Source organism: Nocardia tenerifensis NBRC 101015, from assembly GCF_000308715.1.
Classification (GTDB): Bacteria; Actinomycetota; Actinomycetes; order Mycobacteriales; family Mycobacteriaceae; genus Nocardia; species Nocardia tenerifensis.
Map to the genome: position 1 here is coordinate 1 of NZ_BAGH01000113.1, position 20277 is coordinate 20277.

Genomic DNA, 20277 nt, shown 5'->3' on the forward strand with positions numbered 1-20277 from the left:
TGGTGGCACCCCGTTGCAGACCACCATCCAGCCGGACGCCGCGACCACGCCGATCGCGAACGTGTCCTCGGCCCCGGAGGGTCCGTCGGTGCTCACTGTGCCCGCCGCGGTCGCGCCCGCGCTGTTCGATCACGCGAGGCCGGCGCCGGTGGTGAAGCCGGCCCCGGCGATCGACCCGAAGCCCTCGGACGTCTCGGTCACCACCCCGCACACCCCGACCACCATCACCAAGACGGTGCCGGTGCCGAGCGACATCACCACGCCGAGCGTGCCGAAGACGCCGGACACCACGAAACTGCCTGGCGCGACCCAGCCTTCGACCCCGCACGGCGGCGTCACCACCGGGCCGGACGTGCCGACCACCAAGGTGCCGACGACGACGGGCAGTCAGCCGACACACACCCCGACCACACCGGCCGACGACGATGTGACCACCCCCGGCACCGGACCGACGACCGGCACCGGCGGAGGCGTCACCACCACCCAGCCCTCCGTGCCGACCCGGGACGTGCCGACCGCGACCCAGCCCGAGCCCTCGGTGCCGACCCGCGACGTGCCGACCGCCGACGTCCCCACCCGCGACGTGCCCACCGCGGTCCCGACGCACGACGTCCCGGTGCCCACCCATGACGTGCCGACCTATCAGGCCCCGATGCCGGCCCCCGCGACGCCGACCTACAAGCCGCCGGTGGTCGACCCCAAGCCGCACGCGATCGCCGATCCGATCAGCAGCGCGCAGATGGTCGACACGACGATGGTCCCGATTCAGGATCACGCCTACTACACCGACCACTCGACCCTCGCGGTCGCCGCGAGCGGCGGGCTGTCCGGCGGTTTGCTGCCGGAGCCGACCCTGGCCGACACCCACCACGCGGTGCCGGGCGGCGTGGACATAACGTTGCTGTAAGTCGGCGTTCTTCTGCGGGATCTAGGGGTGCAGGGGGCGTCCGTGTCGATCGAGAGCAAACACACGTAAGGAGGCAGGTTGTCTGCCGCAGCCGGGCTGAAGGCCGCGACGGTGAAACACCCGGACGCGATGGCGCCGCTGATCCGGATTCTGGACGAACTGCGGGAGATGACCCGATTCGCGGGCCGCGACGATCTGGGTAGTCGACTGAGCATGGTCCGGGCCAGGGTGAGCGATCCGCGCGTTCGCCTCGTCGTCGTCGGCGAGCCGAAGAACGGCATGAGCACGCTGGTCAACAGCCTGGTCGGCGCGTCGGTCAGCGCGACCGACAGCGACCTCAGCGTGCCCGTCATCGTCGAGTACGGTCCGGAGCCGACCGCGACGCTGGTCCGCTCGGTCGACGGCCGCACCGAGCGGCAGCCGGTCGATCCGCTCGATCCCGGCCCCGCCATTTCCGGTTTCGGCGTGATCAGGGCCGAGTTCACCCAGCCGAGCCCGCTGCTGGCCGACGGCGTCGTGGTGATGGACGCGCCGGGTGCGCGCGTGGCCGACAACACCACCTGGTCGATGATCGCCGCGGCCGACGCCGTGCTCTACGTCGGCGACGCGGCCACCGAACTCACCGTCGACCAGATCGCCTACCTGCAGCGCATCCAGCAGATCTGCCCGACCGTCATCTGCGTGCTGAACAAGATCGACCAGTTCTCCCACTGGTCCCACATCCAGCAGCGCAACCGGGAACTGCTCGACGCGGCCGGCCTCGGCTTCGCCGTCGCGCCGGTCTCCGCGGAGCTGCACCGGCAGGCCGGTCTGTCCGGAAACTATCAGCGCGACATCGAATCCGGTGTGCCGCAACTGATCGACCACCTGCGCGACTATGTGGTCGCCCGCGCGGACAGCGTCGCGCTCGAGGCCGCGGTCGCCGACATCCGCTTGGTCGGCGACCATCTCGCCTTGACCCTGCGCAACGAGGTCGAGTCGCTGCGCGACCCGCGCCGCCGCGACGAGATCACCGACCAGCTCGTCCGGGCCCGCGACGGAGCCGATCAACTGCGCCAGCGCACGGCCAACTGGCAGGTCACGCTGGTCGACGGCAGCACCGAACTGATGGCCGACATTGAACACGATCTACGGCATCGGCTGCGAAACCTGGTGCGGGACGCGGAAGCCGAGATCATCAAGACCGATCCGGCGCGGCGCTGGAAGGAGTTCGGCACGGATCTCGACGCCCGAATCTGCGAGGCCGTCGAGGAGAACTTCGTGATGGCGCACTATCGCTCGGTCGAGCTGTGCGAGCAGGTGGCCTCGAAGTTCTTGGCGGACAACCGCGCCGCCCCGCTGCCCGATCTGCGCCTGGACAACCCCGGCGAGGTGCTCGAGCAGGTGCAGCCGCTCGAGCCGCTGGAGAGCGCGAAAGCCGGTGTGACGCAACAGTTCCTGTCCGGCCTGCGTGGCTCGTACGGCGGTGTCCTGATGGTCGGTCTCGCCACGAGCCTGCTGGGCATGTCGCTGGTCAACTGGTACTCCGCCGGCGCGGGCGTGCTGCTCGGTGTCAACGCGCTGTGGGACGACCGCAAGAATCGCAAGGCCCGCCGCCGCGCCGAGGCCAAGGTGGCGGTCGCCCGGCTGATGGACGACGTCATCTTCCAGGTCAGCAAGGAGTCCCGGAATCGCTTGCGCGCCATGCAAAGAGCGCTGCGCGATCACTTCACCGACATCGCCGCCGACGTCGCCAAGCAGGCCGACGAGGCGCTCCGACTGGCCGAGGCGGCGTACGAGAAGTACGGCGACCGCAGCGGCGATCGCATCAAGGACGTCGACAACCAGCTCGCCAAACTGCGCGGCCTGCGCGAACAGGCCGACAGTCTGACCGTCTGACGAAAAGCCTTCTCACCCAGGGTTGGCGGGGGAGTGAGCGGGTTGGAAGCCGCCTGCGTGGCGGTTGTCCTCGGCCCTGATCACGTGGGTGACCGCGTTGATCAGGGCGAGGTGGGTGAAGGCCTGGGGGTAGTTGCCGAGGTGGCGGCCGCTGCGCGGGTCGATCTCCTCGGCGTAGAGGCGCAGCGGGCTGGCGAAGCCGAGCAGGCGCTCGCACAGGTGCCTGGCGCGCTGCACCTCGCCGATCTCCACCAGCGCGGACACCAACCAGAACGAGCAGATGGTGAAAGTGCCTTCGGCGCCGGACAATCCGTCGTCGGTCGTCTCGGTGCGGTAGCGCAGCACCAGGCCGTTCTCGGTGAGCCGGTCGGCGATGGAGAGCACGGTGGCCCGGATGCGGTGGTCCTCGGGCGGCAGGAAGCGGGTCAGCACCGCCAAAAGCAGTGAGGCGTCCAGCGTGTCGCCGCCGTAGGTCTGGGTGAACACGCCGTTGGCGTTCACGCCGTGCTCGAGGATGTCGGCCTTGATCTCGTCGGCGATGGTGTACCACTCGGTGGCGTGCTCGTATTGGCCGTGCAGCTCGGCGAGTTTCGCGCCGCGGTCCAGCGCCACCCAGCACATCACCTTGGACGAGGTGAAGTGCTGCGGCTCGCCGCGCACCTCCCAGATGCCGCGGTCGGGCTCGCGCCAGTGCGCGATGGCCGCGCGGACCTGACGTTCGAGCAAGGGCCACAACGTCTCCGGCACCTGCTGGCGCGACTTCACGTGCAGGTACACGGCGTCGAGCATGGTGCCCCAGATGTCGTGCTGGTCCTGGTTGTAGGCGGCGTTGCCGATGCGCACCGGCCTCGACCGGTCGTAGCCGCTGAGGTGATCGAGCGTCTCCTCGGTGATCTCGCGCTCGCCGCCGATGCCGTACAGCACTTGCAGCGGAACGGCATCGCCGTTGTCGCCGGTGGTCGCGTCGCGCAGGAAGGCGAAGAAGTCGTCGGCCTCGCGGTCGAGGCCGAGCGTGTACAGGCCCCACAGCGCGAAGCTGGAGTCGCGCACCCAGGTGTAGCGGTAGTCCCAATTGCGTTCGCCGCCGGGGGTTTCCGGGAGCGAGGTGGTCGCGGCGGCGAGCAGTGCGCCGGTCGGCGCGTAGGTGAGCCCCTTGAGCGTCAGCGCGCTGCGCTGTAAGTAGTTGCGCCACGGGTGATCCGGGAAGTTGCCGAGGGTTATCCAGCGTCGCCAGCACTCGGTCGTCTGCCACATCTTCTGTGCCGCATCGGCATAGGTTTTGGGGGCAGGCAACTCCGACCACGTCAACGCGACGTACCGTTCGTCGCCCTCCTCCATCCTGGTGCGGGCGCGCGCCTCCCGGCCCTCCAGCCCGAGCCGCAGATCGGTGGTCAGTACCAGGCTCGGCCCCGCGGTCGGGTCGTCGGTGCGGACAACGGTCGCCTCCTCGTACACCTTGCCGGTGTACTCCCAGCAACCCGCCGCGCGGTGGTAGTCGAAGGACGGCTCACAGCTCATCTCGAGCTCGACGGTGCCGTTCACGCACTTCACCGTGCGCAGCAGCATGTGCTCGGCATCCCAGTCCATCGGAGTGCGGCGGTGGGTCTTGGAGCGCTGGTCGTTGTTGTGCCACGGCCCGAGCACAAGGGCGTCGCGCACGATCAACCAGCCGGTCTCGGTCTGCCAGGTGGTCTCGAGGATCATCCCGCCCGGCAGATAACGCCGCGCTGCGGGCACATTGACGCCGTAGGGGCCGATGCGGAAGTGACCCGCGCTACGGTCCAGCATCGCGCCGAAGACGCTCGGGGAGTCCGGACGCGGCACGCACATCCACTCCACGGATCCGTTGCTGGCGATCAGACAGCTTGTCTCGCAATCGGACAGGAACGCGTAATCGTCGATCGGCGGGAAGACGCCGTGCTTGCGGGCCTCGGTCAGGTGACTGAGCACCGGCAGGTCATACGGCTCGTCGACGGTGAGGTCGGCGGAGGACTCGGTGGACGCCATACCTCATCTTCGGGCTCAGCCGAGGCGTACGTCCACTGTGTTCAACGTCGCTACGGCGTTCGTGTCCGTCGCCGCCCGGCGGTGCGGTGTGTTCGCCGGGCGTCCGCGCGAGCGGAAACGGCCTTGCCGTGCTCTCAGGTAGAAGCACTAGGCTGAGGTGGTGCATCAGATCGCAGGGTGGTGGGACAGCTTCGAGCTGTGGGTAGCGGGACTCCCGTTCATCCCGCAGTTCCTCGTCGTGCTCGTCGGCATGGTTCCGGTCAGCTTCGCCATCGCCTACCTGCTGGATCGAACCCTGCGCGCCCTGCTGCGGGTGATCGACCGCAAGCACGGCCCCGAGCCGACGCTGCCCGCCGTGCCCGACACCGTGCCCGCCGACCTCGCGGCCGCCGAGGCCCGCCGGACCGTGCGGAGCGGTGCCCACTGATGCCTCGTTCGCGTGTTCAGCTCGCTTTGGTCGCTTTGCTGGTCCTCGTCGTGGTCGCCTGGTTGATCACGCGGTAGGTTCGCACACCTTTCGACTCACGTGTGTTCGTCGAAAGGTGTGCCGCTAGTTCTCTCCCGCGCGCCACTCGTTGAAGCGCTTCCCGATCTTCGACACCGTCTCGCCGACCTCCTGCCCGACGGTCGTCACGGCCGAGCCGACGTCGCGGCCGAGATTGCGGACGGTGCGGATGAGCGGGTCCTCCGACTGGTCGAAGGTGTCGCGGTAACTGCGCGCGGCGTGCTTGATCTCCTCGGTGATGCTGGTGTTCCTGTCCTGGTCGCGGCGCGGGTAGTCGCCGGCGAGCATGCGGTCGTACTCGCCGCTCTGGATCCAGCGGCGCAGCTCGGCGGCGCGCAACACGGAGAACGGGTGGCTCTGCAGCTCCAGGTTGAGCAGTTTCAGCACACCGTCGCGCAGATCGCCGGAGCGGTCGTAGTCGTCGGCCTGGGACAGGAACGCGCCGTGGTTCATCTCCTTGATCCACGTGCCGCCCGCGAGCTTCATGTGCACCCGCACCGAGGTGTCGACGTCCTGCACGCACAGCAGCCCGGCGCGGTCGCCGGACAGCTCGGACTTGCGGCTCCACTCCATCAGCGCGGCGACGATCGCGCGTAAGGCCCAGCCGCCCACCGGCATCCAGCCGATGCTGGCGGACAGGCGCAGCAAATGCATGAGCATGGTGCGGTACACCGCGTGCCCGGACAGCGCGTGGCCGAGCTCGTGCCCGATGACGAAACGCAGCTCCTCGGTGTCCATCAGCTCGATCAGTCCGGTGGTGAGCACGATGAACGGCTGGTCCATGCCGATGGTGAAGGCGCTCACGTGCGGGTTCTGCAGCACGAAGATCTCCGGCGTGGTGCGCGCGTCGAGCACGCCGACACAGTCCTCGCGCATCTGATGCAGCGAGCGGAACTGCCTCTCGTCGACGCGAACCGCGGTGGCCAGATAGAGCAGCCGGTGCTGGCGTTCGGCCAGCAAACCGGACAGGGTCCGCAGTATGGTGTCGAATCCCGACAGCGTCCGCAACGTGACCAGGGCGCTGCGGTCCGCGGGGTGTTCCCACGCGCGGGTGCTGATGCCGGGAAACTTCACGCGGATACGATCCGGGCTGGTAGTCATGGGATGAAACCCCCCTCTTCCTGCAACTCTGTAATTCGAACTAGGCCCGTGGCCTCTGCTACAGTCTGCCCGTGTCTTCGAGTGCCGTCCCGCAGGTCCGCCATGAACTGGCGTTGATCGCGGTCGGCAATCTCGCGGTCGCCGACATTCTCTGTCGCTGATCGGCGACCGGGCACGTTTGCGCGTCCCTCCCTCGTAGACTGGCGTGCAACTTTTTCGCAGACGTCCCCGAACCCCGGCGGCCAGCACGGCCGACTGTCGCGCCACCGTCGCACAGAATGCGGCGGCAGGTCTACCGATCCAGCATTTTTCTCCGTCGCCCGAAGTATCGAGGCGACGGCACGTAGGAAAGGTTCACCCCCGATGTCTCGCAAAACTTGGCTCTCCCCGCGCCGACGTACCGCCGTCGCCGCCCTCACCGTGTTCGCGGCGGTCGCCCTCACCGCGTGCGGCGGCGGAGCCAGCGACACGGTCGGTGGCGGCGGCGCCGACGGCAGCGGCGGCACGCTGAACCTCTACGCCTATGCCGTCCCCAAGCCCGGCTTCGACAAGGTGGTGCCGGAGTTCAACAAGACGGAGAAGGGCAAGAACGTCGTCGTCAACGGGTCCTACGGCGCCTCGGGCGATCAGTCCCGCAAGGTCAAGGACGGCGCCGAGGCCGACATCGTGAACTTCTCGGTCGAGCCCGACATCACCCGCCTCGTCGACGCAGGCCTGGTCGACGCGAACTGGAATGCCGACGCGAGCAAGGGGATTCCGTTCGGCTCGGTCGTGGCGATCGTGGTCCGCAAGGGCAACCCGAAGGGCATCAAGGACTGGGACGACCTGCTGAAGCCGGGCGTCGAGGTGGTGACCCCGAACCCGTTCAGCTCCGGCTCGGCCAAGTGGAACCTGCTCGCCCCGTACGCGGCCAAGTCCGAGGGCGGCAAGAACCCGCAGGCGGGCCTGGACTACCTGAGCCAGCTCGTGTCCAAGGACCACGTGAAGGTGCAGCCGAAGTCGGGCCGCGAGGCGACCGAGACCTTCCTGCAAGGCACCGGTGACGTGCTGCTCAGCTACGAGAACGAGGCGCTGTTCTCCGAGCGCAACGGCGACCCGATCGAGCACCTCGTCCCGCCGGTCACCTTCAAGATCGAGAATCCGGTCGCGGTGCTGAAGTCGAGCAAGAACCAGGACAAGGCCGTCGCCTTCCGGGACTTCCTGTACACCCCCGAGGGCCAGAAGGCTTGGGCGACAGCCGGTTTCCGCCCGGTGGACCCGAAGGTCGCCGCCGAGTTCACCAAGGACTTCCCGACGCCGCAGAAGCTGTGGACCATCGCCGACCTGGGCGGCTGGAAGACCGTGGACAAGGAGCTGTTCACCCCGAACACCGGCTCCGTCGCGGTGATCTACGACAAGGCGACCAAGTAGCCGGCTCACGCGGACGGGATACTGGACGACTGTGACTGACAGCAGCACCGCCGGGAACGGGTCAGCGCCCGCTCCCGGCGGTACCTCGAACGTCAACCGCTGGAATTGGTCGTGGCTGCGGGTGACCGGCTCGGTGGGTCCGCTCGGCATCGCCACGGCGGTGCTGTGGCTCAGCATCATCGTGCTGCTCCCGCTGGCCGCGCTCACCGTCACCTCGTTCGACGACGGCTGGTCCGGCTTCTGGAACGCGATCAGCGCGCCCGCCGCGGTGGACTCGCTGCGGATCACCGTGCTCGTCTCGATCGTGGTCGCGGTGATCAACGTGGTGATGGGCACGCTCATCGCCTGGGTGCTGGTGCGCGACGACTTCCTCGGCAAGGGCATCGTCAACGCGCTGATCGATCTTCCGTTCGCGCTGCCGACGATCGTGGCGAGCATCGTGCTGCTGTCGCTGTACGGTCCGCAGAGCCCGATCGACATCCACCTCAACGCGACTCAGCCCGGACTCATCGTCGCGCTGGCGTTCGTGACGCTGCCGTTCGTGGTCCGCTCGGTGCAGCCGGTGCTCATCGAGGCCGACCGCGAGGTCGAGCAGGCCGCCCTCTCGCTCGGCGCGGACAATTGGACCACGTTCCGCCGCATCGTCTTACCGACGCTCGGCCCCGCGATCATCTCCGGCGGCGGCCTCGCCTTCGCGCGGGCCATCGGCGAGTACGGCTCGGTGGTGCTGATCGGCGGCGCGATTCCGCGCAAGACCGAGATGGCCTCGCAGTACATTCAAAAGCAGATCGAGATCGATCGCCCGGTGAACGCGGCGGCGGTCTCCGTTGCGCTGCTGGTGATTTCGTTCGCGTCGCTGCTCGTCCTGCGGCTGCTCGCCGAGCGCAGCGTGCGCAAAGAACAGGAATCGCGATGAAACTCTCCTGGCCGACCCGGATTTCGCTGCGGGTCGTGGCGCTGGGCTACCTGTTCGTGCTGCTGGTGCTTCCGCTGATCATCATCCTGATGCGCACGTTCGAGAAGGGCATCGGCGCGTTCGTCGACTCGATCACGACGCCCGCGGCCATCTCGGCGTTCCAGCTGTCGATGATCATCGTGGCGATCGTGGTCCCGCTCAACGTCGTCTTCGGCATCTTCACCGCGCTCGCCGTGGTGCGCGGAAAGTTCCCCGGCCGCACGCTGATTCAGGGCGTGGTCGATCTGCCGTTCGCGGTCTCGCCCGTAGTGGTCGGCGTGGCGCTGATCCTGCTGTGGGGTGCGAACGGCTGGTTCGGCGGATTGGAGAGCGTCGGCTTCAAGGTGATCTTCGGCCTGCCGGGCATGGTGATCGCGACCATCTTCGTCACGCTGCCGTTCGTGGTGCGCGAGGTGGAGCCGGTGCTGCACGAGGTCGGCGACGATCAGGAGCAGGCCGCGGCCACGCTCGGCGCCACCCGCTGGCAGACGTTCTGGCGCATCACCCTGCCCGCCATCCGCTGGGGCCTGACCTACGGCGTCGTGCTCACCGTGGCGCGCGCACTGGGCGAGTTCGGCGCGGTGATCATGGTGTCGTCCGCGCAGCCCGGCAAGTCGCAGACGCTCACGCTGCTGGTGCACGGCCGATACATCAACGACCACAACACCTTCGGCGCCTACTCCGCCGCGACCCTGCTGATGGGCCTCGCCCTCGTGACACTCCTGCTGATGACCCTCCTCGAACGCAAACGGGGCACCAAATGATCACCGTGACCAACGCGAAGAAGAACTACGGTTCGTTCGCCGCGCTCGACGACGTCACCATCGATATCCCGTCCGGCGAGCTGACCGCGCTGCTCGGGCCGTCGGGCTCGGGCAAGTCGACGCTGCTGCGCTCGATCGCCGGCCTCGAATCGCTCGACTCCGGGATCGTGCTCATCGCCGGCAACGACGTCACCAGGGTGCCGCCGCAGAAGCGCGACATCGGCTTCGTCTTCCAGCACTACGCCGCGTTCAAGCACATGACCGTGCGCGACAATGTGGCGTTCGGACTCAAGATTCGCAAGCGCCCCAAGCACGAGATCGCCAAGCGCGTAGACGAACTGCTCGGCATCGTCGGCCTCGACGGCTTCCAGCACCGCTACCCGGCCCAGCTGTCCGGCGGTCAGCGTCAGCGCATGGCGCTGGCCCGCGCGCTCGCGGTGGACCCGCAGGTGCTGCTGCTCGACGAGCCGTTCGGCGCGCTGGACGCCAAGGTGCGCGCCGATCTGCGCACCTGGCTGCGCAGGCTGCACGAGGAGGTCCACGTGACCACCGTGCTGGTCACCCACGATCAGGAGGAGGCCCTCGACGTCGCCGACCGGATCGCGGTGATGAACAAGGGCCGCATCGAGCAGATCGGCACGCCCGAGGACGTATACGACCGTCCCGCGAACGAATTCGTCATGTCGTTCCTCGGGGCCGTCGCGCGGCTCAACGGACATCTGGTGCGGCCGCACGACATTCGCGTCGGTCGCGAGCCGAGCATGGCGCAGGCCGAGCACGAGGGGACCGCCGATTCCGCGGGCGTCACCAGGGCGACCGTCGAGCGGGTCGTGCATCTCGGGTTCGAGGTGCGGGTCGAGTTGCGGAACGCGGCGACCGGAGATCTTTTCGCGGCGCAGGTGACTCGCGGTGACGCGGAGGCGCTGCGGCTGGCGGACGGGGAGACGGTGTATGCGCGGGCGACGAGGATTCCGGAGTTGCCCGCGCAGTGATATCGGGTTCCCCGATCGAACTCGAAGTTGTTGCGCTGAAAGGACTCAGCGTGCGGAGTTCGCGTGCGGCGTTGGCCGCCTTGGTTTCTGGTGCACCCGCCTGTCGGTGGTAGCCGCGGTGTCCGCGCCACTTCCTCGACTCCGGCCTCCTCGATCAGGGAGTCGCCCGCCGACCCGCGGCGTGCGGACGCGTGGGGCAGGCGATGAATTCTCGGCTGCTGAGACGTTGCTGTTCTTCTGCTGCCCCATGGCAATCCGAGGGACTTCGGCGCGCGCATTGCCGCGAAGCCGCGTATGAGTTTCCCCGGTGCGGTGTCGGGTCGCTGGTGCGAGAGTCAGCGATTCGGCGTGTCGCCCTCGCGAGTCGAGACAGCATCCGTCACCGGCGCACGAGTCTCCGTTCTCTCCGAGCTTGTGGGGGTTATCACAGCATGTGAGAGCGTGTATTCGCCTGCGTTCCCTGAGGTCTGTCCGGTGGTGCCGCCCTCCGCAAACACCGACGGGGACACTCTCGAATTTCGGCGTGTCGCAATATGATCAACCCGGCCTCGCATTCGCCGCCGTCCAGGGCGGCTGACCAGGACGGATGCCTGTGCTAGGCAACCCGTTCCAAACCAGGCGGCTTGCGGACAACAGGGTGTCCGGTGGTTGGCAGGCGGGTCGCGGAGTGGTTGCGTGGACGGAGTTCGAAGCAACTCGGCTCGGCGATCAGGTGGATTGCGATGGCGGTTGGTTTGGGTTTGAGCATCGGCACGGTCAACACGGTCTCCGCGCTGGCGGAGGAGGGTTCCGTCAAGGCTCCGCCGGGCCGCCGCTGGCATCAGCGCTCCCAATCGCTCACGCGCCGAACGACTCTCACGTTCGACAGTACCGGCATGGCCAAGGTCGGCATGATCCCGCGGCACGGCCGCGCCATCGTGGAGTTCGCCGATCTCACCCAGCGCTCGATCATGTCGGCCAGGGTCGGCCACCGCGCCCTCTCGCCCGCCGATCTGGTCGCGGTCGTCGCCGAGAGCCTGATCGGCGAGACGTTGGCGGATTACCCACGCTGCGACGGGCACGACGTTGGCATCGCGCTGACCTACCCGGCCCGCTACACCGAGGCGCACGTCGGCGATCTGCGCGCCTCGCTGGACGCCATCGGACTCGACCACGTCGAGCTGGTCGCCGAGCCCATCGCGGCGGCGGCCTGGCTCGAGGCCGACCGCGGGCCGCTCATGCCGGGACTGGCGCTGGTCTACGACCTCGGCGGCGCGAGTCTCGACGTCACGCTGGTCCGCGTCGGCGCGGGGTGCCCGCGCAATCCGATCGTCGGCGAGCCGATGCGCTCCGCGGAGTTCGGCGGCCGGGCCTTCGGCGCGCTGGTCGCCTCGCGCGCCGCTAACAGCCAGTCCGCGGCCTCGATCTCCGGCTCGGTCACCGGCACCACCGCGGACCAGTTGCGCACCGAACACGTGCGTGCCTCGTTGCAACTCGTCTATCGGTGCCTGCGCGTCGCCGACGTCACCATGGCCGACGTCGACTGTGTTCTCGTGGTCGGCGGCGCGGCGCGACCGGTCGAGGTGGCCCAGGTGCTGGCCGGCGAACTGGCCAGGCCGGTGATCATCGCGCCGGACCCGGAGCGGACCATCGCGGACGGCGCGGCGATCCTCGCCCGCGGGGCCGCCGTCGCGGCGGAGGAGTCGGCGGGAAAGCACCACGGCAGGCGTCGCATCGGCGCGCATCGGCGGGCGGCCACCAGGGCGGTGGTGCTGTCACAGCGGACCAAACAGCGGCTGACCAGGGTCGCGCTGGCCGCGGGACTGTCCGTGGCGGGCGTCGGCATGGCGCTCGCCCTGCCCGCCGACGCGGTGATCGTGGGGTTGGCGCAGCTCGGTCTGCATTGAGAAGGGTGATCCGGCGGCGGTGGTGACGAGGGCGACCTCCGCCGGATTCCGGTAGCACGCACGCCGTGCCGAGTGCGGCCGCGGCCATCGTTCTGGGAGCGATGGCCGCGGCCTTTCGTGTTTCTCCGCCCCGATTCCCGGGCATCCCCCGCCCAGATGGAGGATTCGCGCCAGAAAACCTCGTAGCCCAGTTGACGTGACAGGGCGTAGGTGTAACTATGGGAAACAGATAAACCGCACTACGAGGAGAGGCAGCGACGACGATGTCTACAGCCGTGACGCCCCCGGTCGACACCGATCTGGAGAAGGCGCAGGAGTACGCCGCGACGCTGCTGCTGCTCTCCGAAGGCTCGGTCAACAAGCACTTCGACCCGTTCGAGGACATCGACTGGGACAACCCCGATTTCGACCCCGACGCGGGCCCGGAGCGCTGGATTCTCCCGGTCTCGGCCGACCCGCTCGGCCGCCACCCGTGGTACCTCGCGCAGTCCGAGGAGCGCAAGATCGCGATCGGCAAGTACCGCCAGGCCAACGTGGCCAAGGTGGGCCTGCAGTTCGAAACGATCCTGATCAGCGGCATGGTGACGCACAACTTCGGCCTGCCCAACGGCTCGCCCGAGTTCCGCTACTGCTCCCACGAGATGATCGAGGAGCACAACCACACCCTGATGTTCCAGGAGATGGTGAACCGGATCGGCGAGGACGTGCCGGGCATGGGTCCGCTCGTCCGGAAGTTCAAGTACCTCGGCGCCCCCGTCGCCGCGCTGTTCCCGAATCTGTTCTTCATGGCGGTGCTGGCCGGCGAGGAGCCGATCGACCACATCCAGAAGGCGATTCTGCGCTCCGGCGAGGACGTGCACCCGATCATGCGTGGTGTCATGGCCATTCACGTCGCCGAAGAGGCGCGCCACATCTCCTTCGCGCACGAGTTCCTGAAAAACCATGTGCCCGAGTCGAAGCCGGCCAGCAGGTTCGTGCTGTCGATCGCGATGCCGGTCATCATGTACATCCTCGGCCGCTCGATCTTCACCCCGCCCCGGTCCTTCTGGCGCGAGTTCGACATCCCGGACTACGTCCGCAAGGAGCTGTTCTACGGGTCGAAGGAGTCCAAGCAGGAGTTCAGCGACTTCTTCGGCGACGTGCGCACCCTCGCCAGGGACATCGGCCTGATGAACCCGGTCGCCAAGGCCGTGTGGAAGCTGCTCAAGATCGACGGCCACACCACCCGGTACCGTTCGGAGCCGCTGCGCTCGGCCAAGGCCGGCTGACGTGCCCTACATCGTCACCCAATCCTGTTGCAGCGACGCGTCTTGCGTGTACGCCTGCCCGGTGAACTGCATTCATCCCACGCCGGACGAGCCCGACTTCCTCACCGCGGACATGCTGTACGTGGACCCGAAGGCGTGTGTCGACTGCGGCGCCTGCGCCACCGCGTGCCCGGTCGACGCGATCGTGTCGTCGAAGAAGGCGACCGAGGAGCAGAAGCCGTTCATCGAGATCAACGCCGACTTCTACCGGCAGGCCCGGCCGCGGCCGCTGTTGGCCAAGCCGGTGCCCGCGGCGGAGATTCACACCGAGCGCGGGCCCATGCGGGTGGCGATCGTCGGATCGGGCCCGTCGGCGATGTACGCGGCCGACGAGCTGCTGACCCAGCCCGACGTGTCGGTCACCGTCTTCGACCGGCTGCCGGTGCCCTACGGGTTGGCCAGGCACGGCGTCGCGCCCGATCACGCCAAGACCCGCAAGGTCAGCGAGCTGTTCGACATCATCTCGGCGCAGGACGGCTTCGGCTCGTACCTGAATGTCGAAGTGGGCGGGCATATTTCGCACGAAGAGCTGCTCGATCACTTCCATGCGGTGATCTACGCCGTCGGCGCCTCGGCGGACCGTAAGCTCGGCATCCCGGGCGAGGGACTGCCCGGCAATATCTCCGCCACGGACTTCGTCGCCTGGTACAACGGGCATCCCGACTTCGCCGACCGCGTCTTCGATCTCTCGCAGCAGCGGGCCGTCATCGTCGGCAACGGCAATGTGGCCCTCGACGTCGCGCGCATCCTGACCAGCGACCCGGAGTCGTTGTCGGACACCGAGATCGCGTCGTACGCGCTGCGGGCGTTGCGGGAGAGCAAGATCGAGGAGGTGGTCGTGCTCGGCCGCCGCGGTCCGCTCGAATCCGCCTTCACCGTGCCGGAATTCGTCGGCCTGCTCGGCGCGGACGTCGACATCGCGATCGAGGGCGAGCTGCCCGAGCTCACCGAGGGCCTGCCGTACCAGGTCGAGCAGAAGCTGCGGTTGCTGCACACCGTGCGCAGCCGGCCGTTCGGCGAGCGCAAGCGAATCGTGTTCCGCTACTTGGCTTCGCCTACCGAGATCCTCGGCACCGACCGTGTCTCCGGCATCGAGGTCGGGCTCAACGAACTCGTCACCGGTGCGGAGGGTCGCACCACCGCGGTCGCCACCGGCGCCACCGAACGCCTCGACGCCGGCCTCGTGCTCACCTCGGTCGGCTACCGTGGCGTGGCGCTGCCCGGGCTGCCGTTCGACGCGGCGGCCAACGTGATCCCGAACCTGAACGGCAGGGTGCTGGACGGCGTGGGCGGCGCGGTCCTGCCCGGCACGTACGTCACCGGGTGGATCAAGCGCGGTCCGACGGGCTTCATCGGCACCAACAAGTCCTGTGCCCAGGAGACTGTTCAGCAGCTCGCCGACGACTACAACGCGGGTCGCCTGCCCGAACCTGCCGGCACCGCAGCGGAATTCGACCGTCTGATCCGTCGGCGCCAGCCTGCGGTCCGTGCTGCGGGAGCCACCGCGCGCCGCAGCCCGGTTCGCCGCCTGCTCGCCCGCTCCTGAGACGTCCCGTCAGGGTCGTCACCATCGACGCCAGCGCCGTCGTCGATGGTGACGACCTTTTCGGTTCAAGGCGCTACTGCGCCGTGAAACCGCCATCGATGGACAGCGCCGCGCCGGTGACGAAGCTGGCCTCGTCGCTGAGCAGGTACGCGCAGAACGACGCGATCTCCTCCGGCCGGCTGATCCGGCCCAGCGGGTGCAGCGCGGCGATGGCCGCCTCGCCCTCGGGCGTGGCCCCCATCGAGTTGCGGAACGCCGGGGTGTCGATGGCGCCGGACACAATCGCGTTCACCCGGACGCCCTGCGCGGCTGACTCCAGCGCGACCGCTTTCGTCAGGCCGACGACGCCGTGCTTGGCCGCCACATACGGCGCGACCGAGCCCATGCCGACCACGCCGAGATTCGAGGCGTTGTTGAGGATCGCGCCGCCGCCGTTGGCCAGCAGCGCGGGCATCTGGTGGCGCAGGCCGTAGAACACGCTCGTCAGGTTGAGCTCCAGGTCGGCCCGCCAGCCGGCCTCGTCGATCTCCCCGATCGGGCCGAAGGCGTTGACGGCGCCCGCGTTGTTGAAGGCCGCGTCGAGCCGTCCGTACTCGGTCAGCGCCGCCTGGGTCAGCCGGGCCACGTCCTGCTCCACCGTGACGTCGGTCGGCACGAACAGCGCCCGGCCGCCCGCCGCCCTGATGTCGGACGCGACCTGCTCGCCCGCGTCCTTGCCTCGGGCGCCGAGCACCACGGCGGCGCCCTCGCTCGCCACCCGCAGCGCGACCGCCTTGCCGACGCCCGAGCTGGCGCCCGTGATCAGCACGACCTTCTCCGCGAACCGTGTCGTCATGGTCTCTCCATTTCCCTTCTCGTTCTTGCGATCTCACCTCGGTGGTGCGTTCGCAGGACCAAGTCAAGCCGGAGCGGGGAGGGCATGCTGGCGGGAAACGGTCGTTTAGTTGATGCGTCATTGAATTTACGCAGTGTGTGCTCGGGGCGAAAGAGGCGGGGCTGGCAATGGATCGGTTACCGGTCGGTCAGGTCCTTCGTATGATCGGAGATTTCCTCGGCGATTCGGGGCTAGGTTCGGTTATCGCGGCGTTGTCCGAATCGCTGTGTGGTAACCGGCGGGTGTGAGTCGCTTGCGGTTCAATGTTTGTCGAGAGGACTGAACAACACTGTTGTCGAGCATAGTCGCAGGTTATCTGGATCATTGCCGTCGGGCGCTAACGGTTTCGCCTGAATCTCTTGCCGTTCATGTCGATTCCACATTCTCCCAGCGAGCCGAACAGCTAATCTGGGCTGGCTGTTTGGAAGACGACCGCGGCCACATGGTTCTCTGTGTGATGGACGTGGTCTCGGTACGTTGACGGGATAGCATATGACCACAGGTCTGGGTTTCAGCATCGGCGCAGTGAACTCCGTGACGGCCTCGGCGACCGGTGCGCGAACCCGGCCCGCGGTGCGCAGTCGGCGCACCGCGGTGACGTTCGACAGCGCGGGCGGGCTGCGCGTCGGCGGCCTTCCGCAATTCAGCATGGCGGTAACCGATTTCGCCGATCTCGGCCGCGACCCGGAGCCCATGATCGTGGGCGGGCGGATCTGGTCGCCCGCGAACCTGGTCGCGGCGGTGGTGAACGGGTTGCGCGCGGCCGAGCCCGCGGCGACGGAGGCGGGGGCCGTAGCCGCTTATCCCGCAACGTATTCCGACAAGCAGGTGTCCCTGCTTCGGCAGGCGCTGGACCTGTCCGGGGCGAGCGACGTCGCGCTGGTCCCGGAGCCGGTCGCCGCCGCGGAGTGGCTGGAGAGCGAGCACGGTCCGCTCGAGCCCGGCTTCGTGCTCGTCTACGACCTCGGTGGGTCCAGCCTCGACGTCACCGTCGTCCGGGTCGGCGCCGACTGGGACAACCATCCGATGGTAGGAAAAGCGCTGCGCTCCTATGACTTCGGCGGCAGGCCGCTCGGCGCGATGATCGCGCGGTACGCCCACGAGACCGGACCGGGAACGGCGACATCCACGCTGTCGATGATCGACATCGACGGGTTGCGCACCGCGCACGTGCGCGACTCGCTCGAGGTGGTGCGCGCCGCCGTCCGATCGGCCGACCTGACGCTCTCCGATATCAGTCGCATCCTGGTGATCGGCGGCGCTTCCCGGCCTGCCGAGGTCGCCGGTACCCTTGCCGAACTCGGCCGCCCCCTGGTGGTTTCGGCTGATCCGGGACAGACCGTGGCGGCGGGCGCCGCGCTCATGGCCGCGCGAACCATGGCGCCGGCCGCGTCCGGCGGGCACCAGCAGTCGCCGCGCGTGGCCGTATTCTCCAGTGCCGCCGTGGTTTCGGCCGTTGCCATGTCGGCGGTGACGGTGTTCGGCAGTCCGTCGGTGCCGGGCGCGTCTCCGGTGCTCGAGCATTTTCCCGGACTCGACGCGCCGGCCACCGATACCCTGCTGTACGACGCCGGCCCGGACCCGACGGGGCATCGCGACGCGTGGGTGGCGACACCGGCGGGGTGGACGAGTTCGCGAAGTCTGGCCGTCGGTGCCGGCAAGCCGAAGCCCTCGGCTTACAGTTTGTTCATCACGCCGGTGTCGCAGGCGGCCGCTCTTGGGCCGAGTATTGCCGAGTCGCATGTCGGGTCGCGGCCCGAACCTCGGACTCCCGGCACGACAGCGAAACGCGGTGGTACCTACGCGAATCCGGCCTACTTCATCAATCCGCTGCCGTTCGGTCAGCCGGCTCCGTGGCCGGGGCAGCCTGCGGTTCCGGCGGCGCCCGGCCAGTCCGTGACACTGATCGCGGTCGATCCGGTTCCGGTCTCTGGATCCATAGCTGTTGCGGCTCCGAGCAATTCGGTTCCGTCGGTGACGGACGCGGTCTCCGTCGGGCCTGCGGGCATTCCGGCCGCCGGTGGTCTTGTGGAGACCTCTGGTGTCGGAACTTCCACAGGTACAGCGCCTTCCGCAGGCGCGGGTGGATCCACTTCTAGTGGTGCGACGTCAAGTGGGGCTGGTACCGGCGTCTCCTCCGGTGAATCCGGCACGGCGGTGTCCTCGGGTGAAACCTCCACCGGCGGTACGACCTCTGGCGGCAGTACCCGCGAGTCTTCCGATAAATCGTCGGGTAGCACCTCGTCCGGTGGAACGACCCCGGGCGGAACGACTTCCGGCGGCACATCCTCGGGCAGTACGTCGATCGGCACATCCGCCGACAGCAGCTCAGGAACATCCACGAGTGGTTCCACTTCCGGCAGTACCACCTCCGGTGGATCAGCCTCCGAAGACTCTACTTCCGGGGGTAGTTCCTCCGGCGGGTCGACCAGTGAGTCCTCGGGGGACCGGCACTAGGTCGGCTCAGATGCCGTGTCGCAGTACGGTTCTAGCCAGCTCGGCTGGGGACGCCGTGCTGGTGTCGATGGTCATGTCGTAGGGGACGCCATGACTGTGGACGGTGTGGAAGTGGCCTCGTGCCAAGCCGATGGTCTTGCCGCGTACCAGTTCTCGTTGTTCGGCTATGGCGAGGGGGCAGGTGACGGCGACGAGCTGAACGTCCAGACCCGCCAGGGCGGTAAGCCACAGCGGGAGAAGGTCTGGGGTCAGCAGCATTTCATCGACGACCAGGTTATTACCGCCGTGGGCGAAACTGGCGGCAGCGGTGCAGGCCGAGCGCAGCATCCGGCGTCCCACCTCGCCGTAGCGGATGATCAACAGCGGGTGTCCGTCGGGATCGCGCTGGGTGCGGTCGTACCAGAAACCCGCACGGCTCAGCGGGCCGTCGCGTCCGCCGCCCCAGTTCGGCGGCACGAGAGCGAAAAGCGTGTCTATGCCCCAGTAGATGAACGGGACGTCGCTCTCGTCCTGGATGCTGCGAGCCAAGGTGGTTTTGCCCGCACTCGATGTTCCGTTGAGGAAGATGACGCGGCCGGGAGGGTCGACGCTCTGCATCCGAACTACGTTAACTGGTGCTGCCGAGCTGATCACCGAGCCGAACCTGCAGCGGTCAGCTCAGCTGACGTGACGATGCTGAGCCGGGTGAGCGAGTCGGTCGCGACCGCGAGTTCCGCCATGGGAAGACCGTTGATCACCGGACGTGCGTCTTCGGGCAAGGCACAATGGTTTGGTGGTATCCGGGGGTCCCCAATTGATCGCGCTGGACATCGATGGAACGTTGCTCGAGACCGGCAGTCCGGTCAGCGAGCGGGTGGCTGCGGCTGTGCGGGCGGCCGTCGTGGCGGGCGCGCATGTGATCGTGACGACTGGGCGTTCTGTGTTGGCGACTCGTTCGGTGCTGGCCGAACTGGGGTTGGTCGAAGGGCACGCACTGTGCTCCAACGGCGCGGTGCATGTCGATGTGGCGAGGGGACAGCCGATTACGGTGCATGACTTCGATCCGGCTCCCGCGGTGCTCGCGCTGCGCGCCTTGATTCCGGAGATGGTCTTCGCCGTCGAGAAGGTCGGCGTGGGCTTCTGGGCCACCGGTGACAATCCGGGGACGTTCTCGCTGGGCGAATACCTGCTCGTCGACCACAGTGCTTTGAGCAGCGAGCCGACGCCGCGACTCAACGGCTGGTGGCCGCAGGGTTCGCTGGCTGAAATGCGGTGTCTGCTGCGGCAGCTCGAGGTTCCGGGCGCCAGCTGGGTGCACGGCGAGTTCGGCCCGTGGCTCACCGTCTCCCGCCAAGGCGTCTGCAAAGGCTGGGCGCTCGAACAACTCCGGCTCTCCCTCGGCGTCCCCGAGTCGGCCACCCTCGCGATCGGCGACGGCTACAACGACCGCGAAATGCTCCGCTGGGCCTCACATTCCGTGGCCATGGCCAACGCCCCCGCCGAGATCAGAGATTTGGCGGACGAAGTGACCGGCGATGTCACCGAGGACGGCGTCGCCACCGTCCTGGAACGCTGGTTCCGACCCTGACTCGCCGCCCGGGCCCGGCGACCCGGGCCCACGATCGATGTGGCCCTGGTTCGTGACCGAGCTGGCCCGGCCCGTGACCGAGCTGGCCCGGTTTCGCGACCGAGATGGTCCGGTTTCGCGA

Annotated in this window: 17 protein-coding genes and 1 pseudogene; 13 read left to right on the forward strand and 5 right to left on the reverse strand. The window is 68.0% G+C overall.

The genetic code is table 11. The features are described from left to right. Together ON39_RS09090 and ON39_RS09095 are read left to right on the forward strand one after the other, a co-directional pair. Positions 1–907: pseudogene (locus ON39_RS09090) on the forward strand (hypothetical protein); the annotation flags it as partial. Positions 908–985: 78 nt separating this feature from the next. Continuing rightward, the gene (locus ON39_RS09095; RefSeq protein WP_051186438.1) at positions 986–2785 is read left to right on the forward strand and encodes a P-loop NTPase family protein; all 1800 of its coding nucleotides are present in this window, start codon (positions 986–988) and stop codon (positions 2783–2785) included. 12 nt (positions 2786–2797) lie between these two features. Here the strand turns inward: ON39_RS09095 and ON39_RS09100 are convergent, their stop codons facing one another. Continuing rightward, positions 2798–4792 carry a glycoside hydrolase family 15 protein gene (locus ON39_RS09100; protein ID WP_083894332.1) on the reverse strand — a complete coding sequence of 665 codons (1995 nt, stop codon included), beginning with the start codon at positions 4790–4792 and terminating at the stop codon, positions 2798–2800. 160 nt (positions 4793–4952) lie between these two features. Between ON39_RS09100 and ON39_RS09105 the strand changes: the two genes are divergently transcribed. Beyond that, on the forward strand, positions 4953–5219 hold the full coding sequence (locus tag ON39_RS09105; protein WP_083894334.1) for a hypothetical protein: 267 nt from the start codon (positions 4953–4955) through the stop codon (positions 5217–5219). Positions 5220–5342: 123 nt separating this feature from the next. Here ON39_RS09105 and ON39_RS09110 read toward each other — a convergent pair whose 3' ends face one another. After that, entirely contained in the window at positions 5343–6398 is a 1056-nt protein-coding gene (locus ON39_RS09110) for a M48 family metallopeptidase (RefSeq protein ID WP_040732910.1), read from the reverse strand. A 71-nt stretch (positions 6399–6469) separates the two neighbouring features. Between ON39_RS09110 and ON39_RS51385 the strand changes: the two genes are divergently transcribed. From ON39_RS51385 to ON39_RS09145, 8 genes are all read left to right on the forward strand, one after another. Beyond that, positions 6470–6559, forward strand: coding sequence for an Ms4533A family Cys-rich leader peptide (locus tag ON39_RS51385; RefSeq protein ID WP_309546086.1), 90 nt, complete (start codon positions 6470–6472; stop codon positions 6557–6559). A gap of 202 nt (positions 6560–6761) precedes the next feature. After that, a complete protein-coding gene (locus tag ON39_RS09115) occupies positions 6762–7808 on the forward strand; it encodes a sulfate ABC transporter substrate-binding protein (protein WP_040732911.1) in 1047 nt (348 codons plus the stop codon). Positions 7809–7923: 115 nt separating this feature from the next. Then, positions 7924–8724 (forward strand): sulfate ABC transporter permease subunit CysT, encoded by an 801-nt coding sequence (gene cysT / locus ON39_RS09120; protein WP_051186442.1) that lies wholly within the window; start codon positions 7924–7926, stop codon positions 8722–8724. Next, the gene (gene cysW, locus ON39_RS09125; RefSeq protein ID WP_040732912.1) at positions 8721–9527 is read left to right on the forward strand and encodes a sulfate ABC transporter permease subunit CysW; all 807 of its coding nucleotides are present in this window, start codon (positions 8721–8723) and stop codon (positions 9525–9527) included. The genes cysT and cysW overlap by 4 nt, the downstream gene beginning before the upstream one ends. Then, complete coding sequence (locus ON39_RS09130; protein WP_040732913.1) at positions 9524–10519, forward strand: sulfate/molybdate ABC transporter ATP-binding protein; 996 nt, start codon at positions 9524–9526, stop codon at positions 10517–10519. The genes cysW and ON39_RS09130 overlap by 4 nt, the downstream gene beginning before the upstream one ends. 722 nt (positions 10520–11241) lie before the next feature. After that, entirely contained in the window at positions 11242–12405 is a 1164-nt protein-coding gene (locus ON39_RS09135) for an Hsp70 family protein (RefSeq protein WP_040732914.1), read from the forward strand. Between the two features lie 263 nt (positions 12406–12668). Beyond that, positions 12669–13673: an AurF N-oxygenase family protein gene (locus ON39_RS09140; RefSeq protein WP_051186439.1), complete on the forward strand. Its 1005-nt coding sequence runs from the start codon at positions 12669–12671 to the stop codon at positions 13671–13673. Position 13674: 1 nt separating this feature from the next. Next, positions 13675–15258, forward strand: a complete 1584-nt coding sequence (locus ON39_RS09145) for an FAD-dependent oxidoreductase (protein ID WP_051186440.1) — start codon at positions 13675–13677, stop codon at positions 15256–15258. A 73-nt stretch (positions 15259–15331) separates the two neighbouring features. Here the strand turns inward: ON39_RS09145 and ON39_RS09150 are convergent, their stop codons facing one another. Continuing rightward, entirely contained in the window at positions 15332–16093 is a 762-nt protein-coding gene (locus tag ON39_RS09150) for an SDR family NAD(P)-dependent oxidoreductase (protein ID WP_040732915.1), read from the reverse strand. A 531-nt stretch (positions 16094–16624) separates the two neighbouring features. Here ON39_RS09150 and ON39_RS48125 point away from each other — a divergent pair. After that, positions 16625–18589: an Hsp70 family protein gene (locus ON39_RS48125; protein WP_051186441.1), complete on the forward strand. Its 1965-nt coding sequence runs from the start codon at positions 16625–16627 to the stop codon at positions 18587–18589. 6 nt (positions 18590–18595) lie between these two features. Here ON39_RS48125 and ON39_RS09160 read toward each other — a convergent pair whose 3' ends face one another. After that, positions 18596–19186, reverse strand: coding sequence for a chloramphenicol phosphotransferase CPT family protein (locus tag ON39_RS09160; RefSeq protein WP_040732916.1), 591 nt, complete (start codon positions 19184–19186; stop codon positions 18596–18598). A gap of 32 nt (positions 19187–19218) precedes the next feature. Further along, positions 19219–19347, reverse strand: a complete 129-nt coding sequence (locus ON39_RS50440) for a hypothetical protein (RefSeq protein ID WP_255219244.1) — start codon at positions 19345–19347, stop codon at positions 19219–19221. Between the two features lie 14 nt (positions 19348–19361). On the opposite strand from ON39_RS50440, the gene ON39_RS09165 reads away from it, so the two are divergent. Then, positions 19362–20156, forward strand: coding sequence for an HAD family hydrolase (locus ON39_RS09165; RefSeq protein WP_040732923.1), 795 nt, complete (start codon positions 19362–19364; stop codon positions 20154–20156). Positions 20157–20277: the final 121 nt, after the last annotated feature.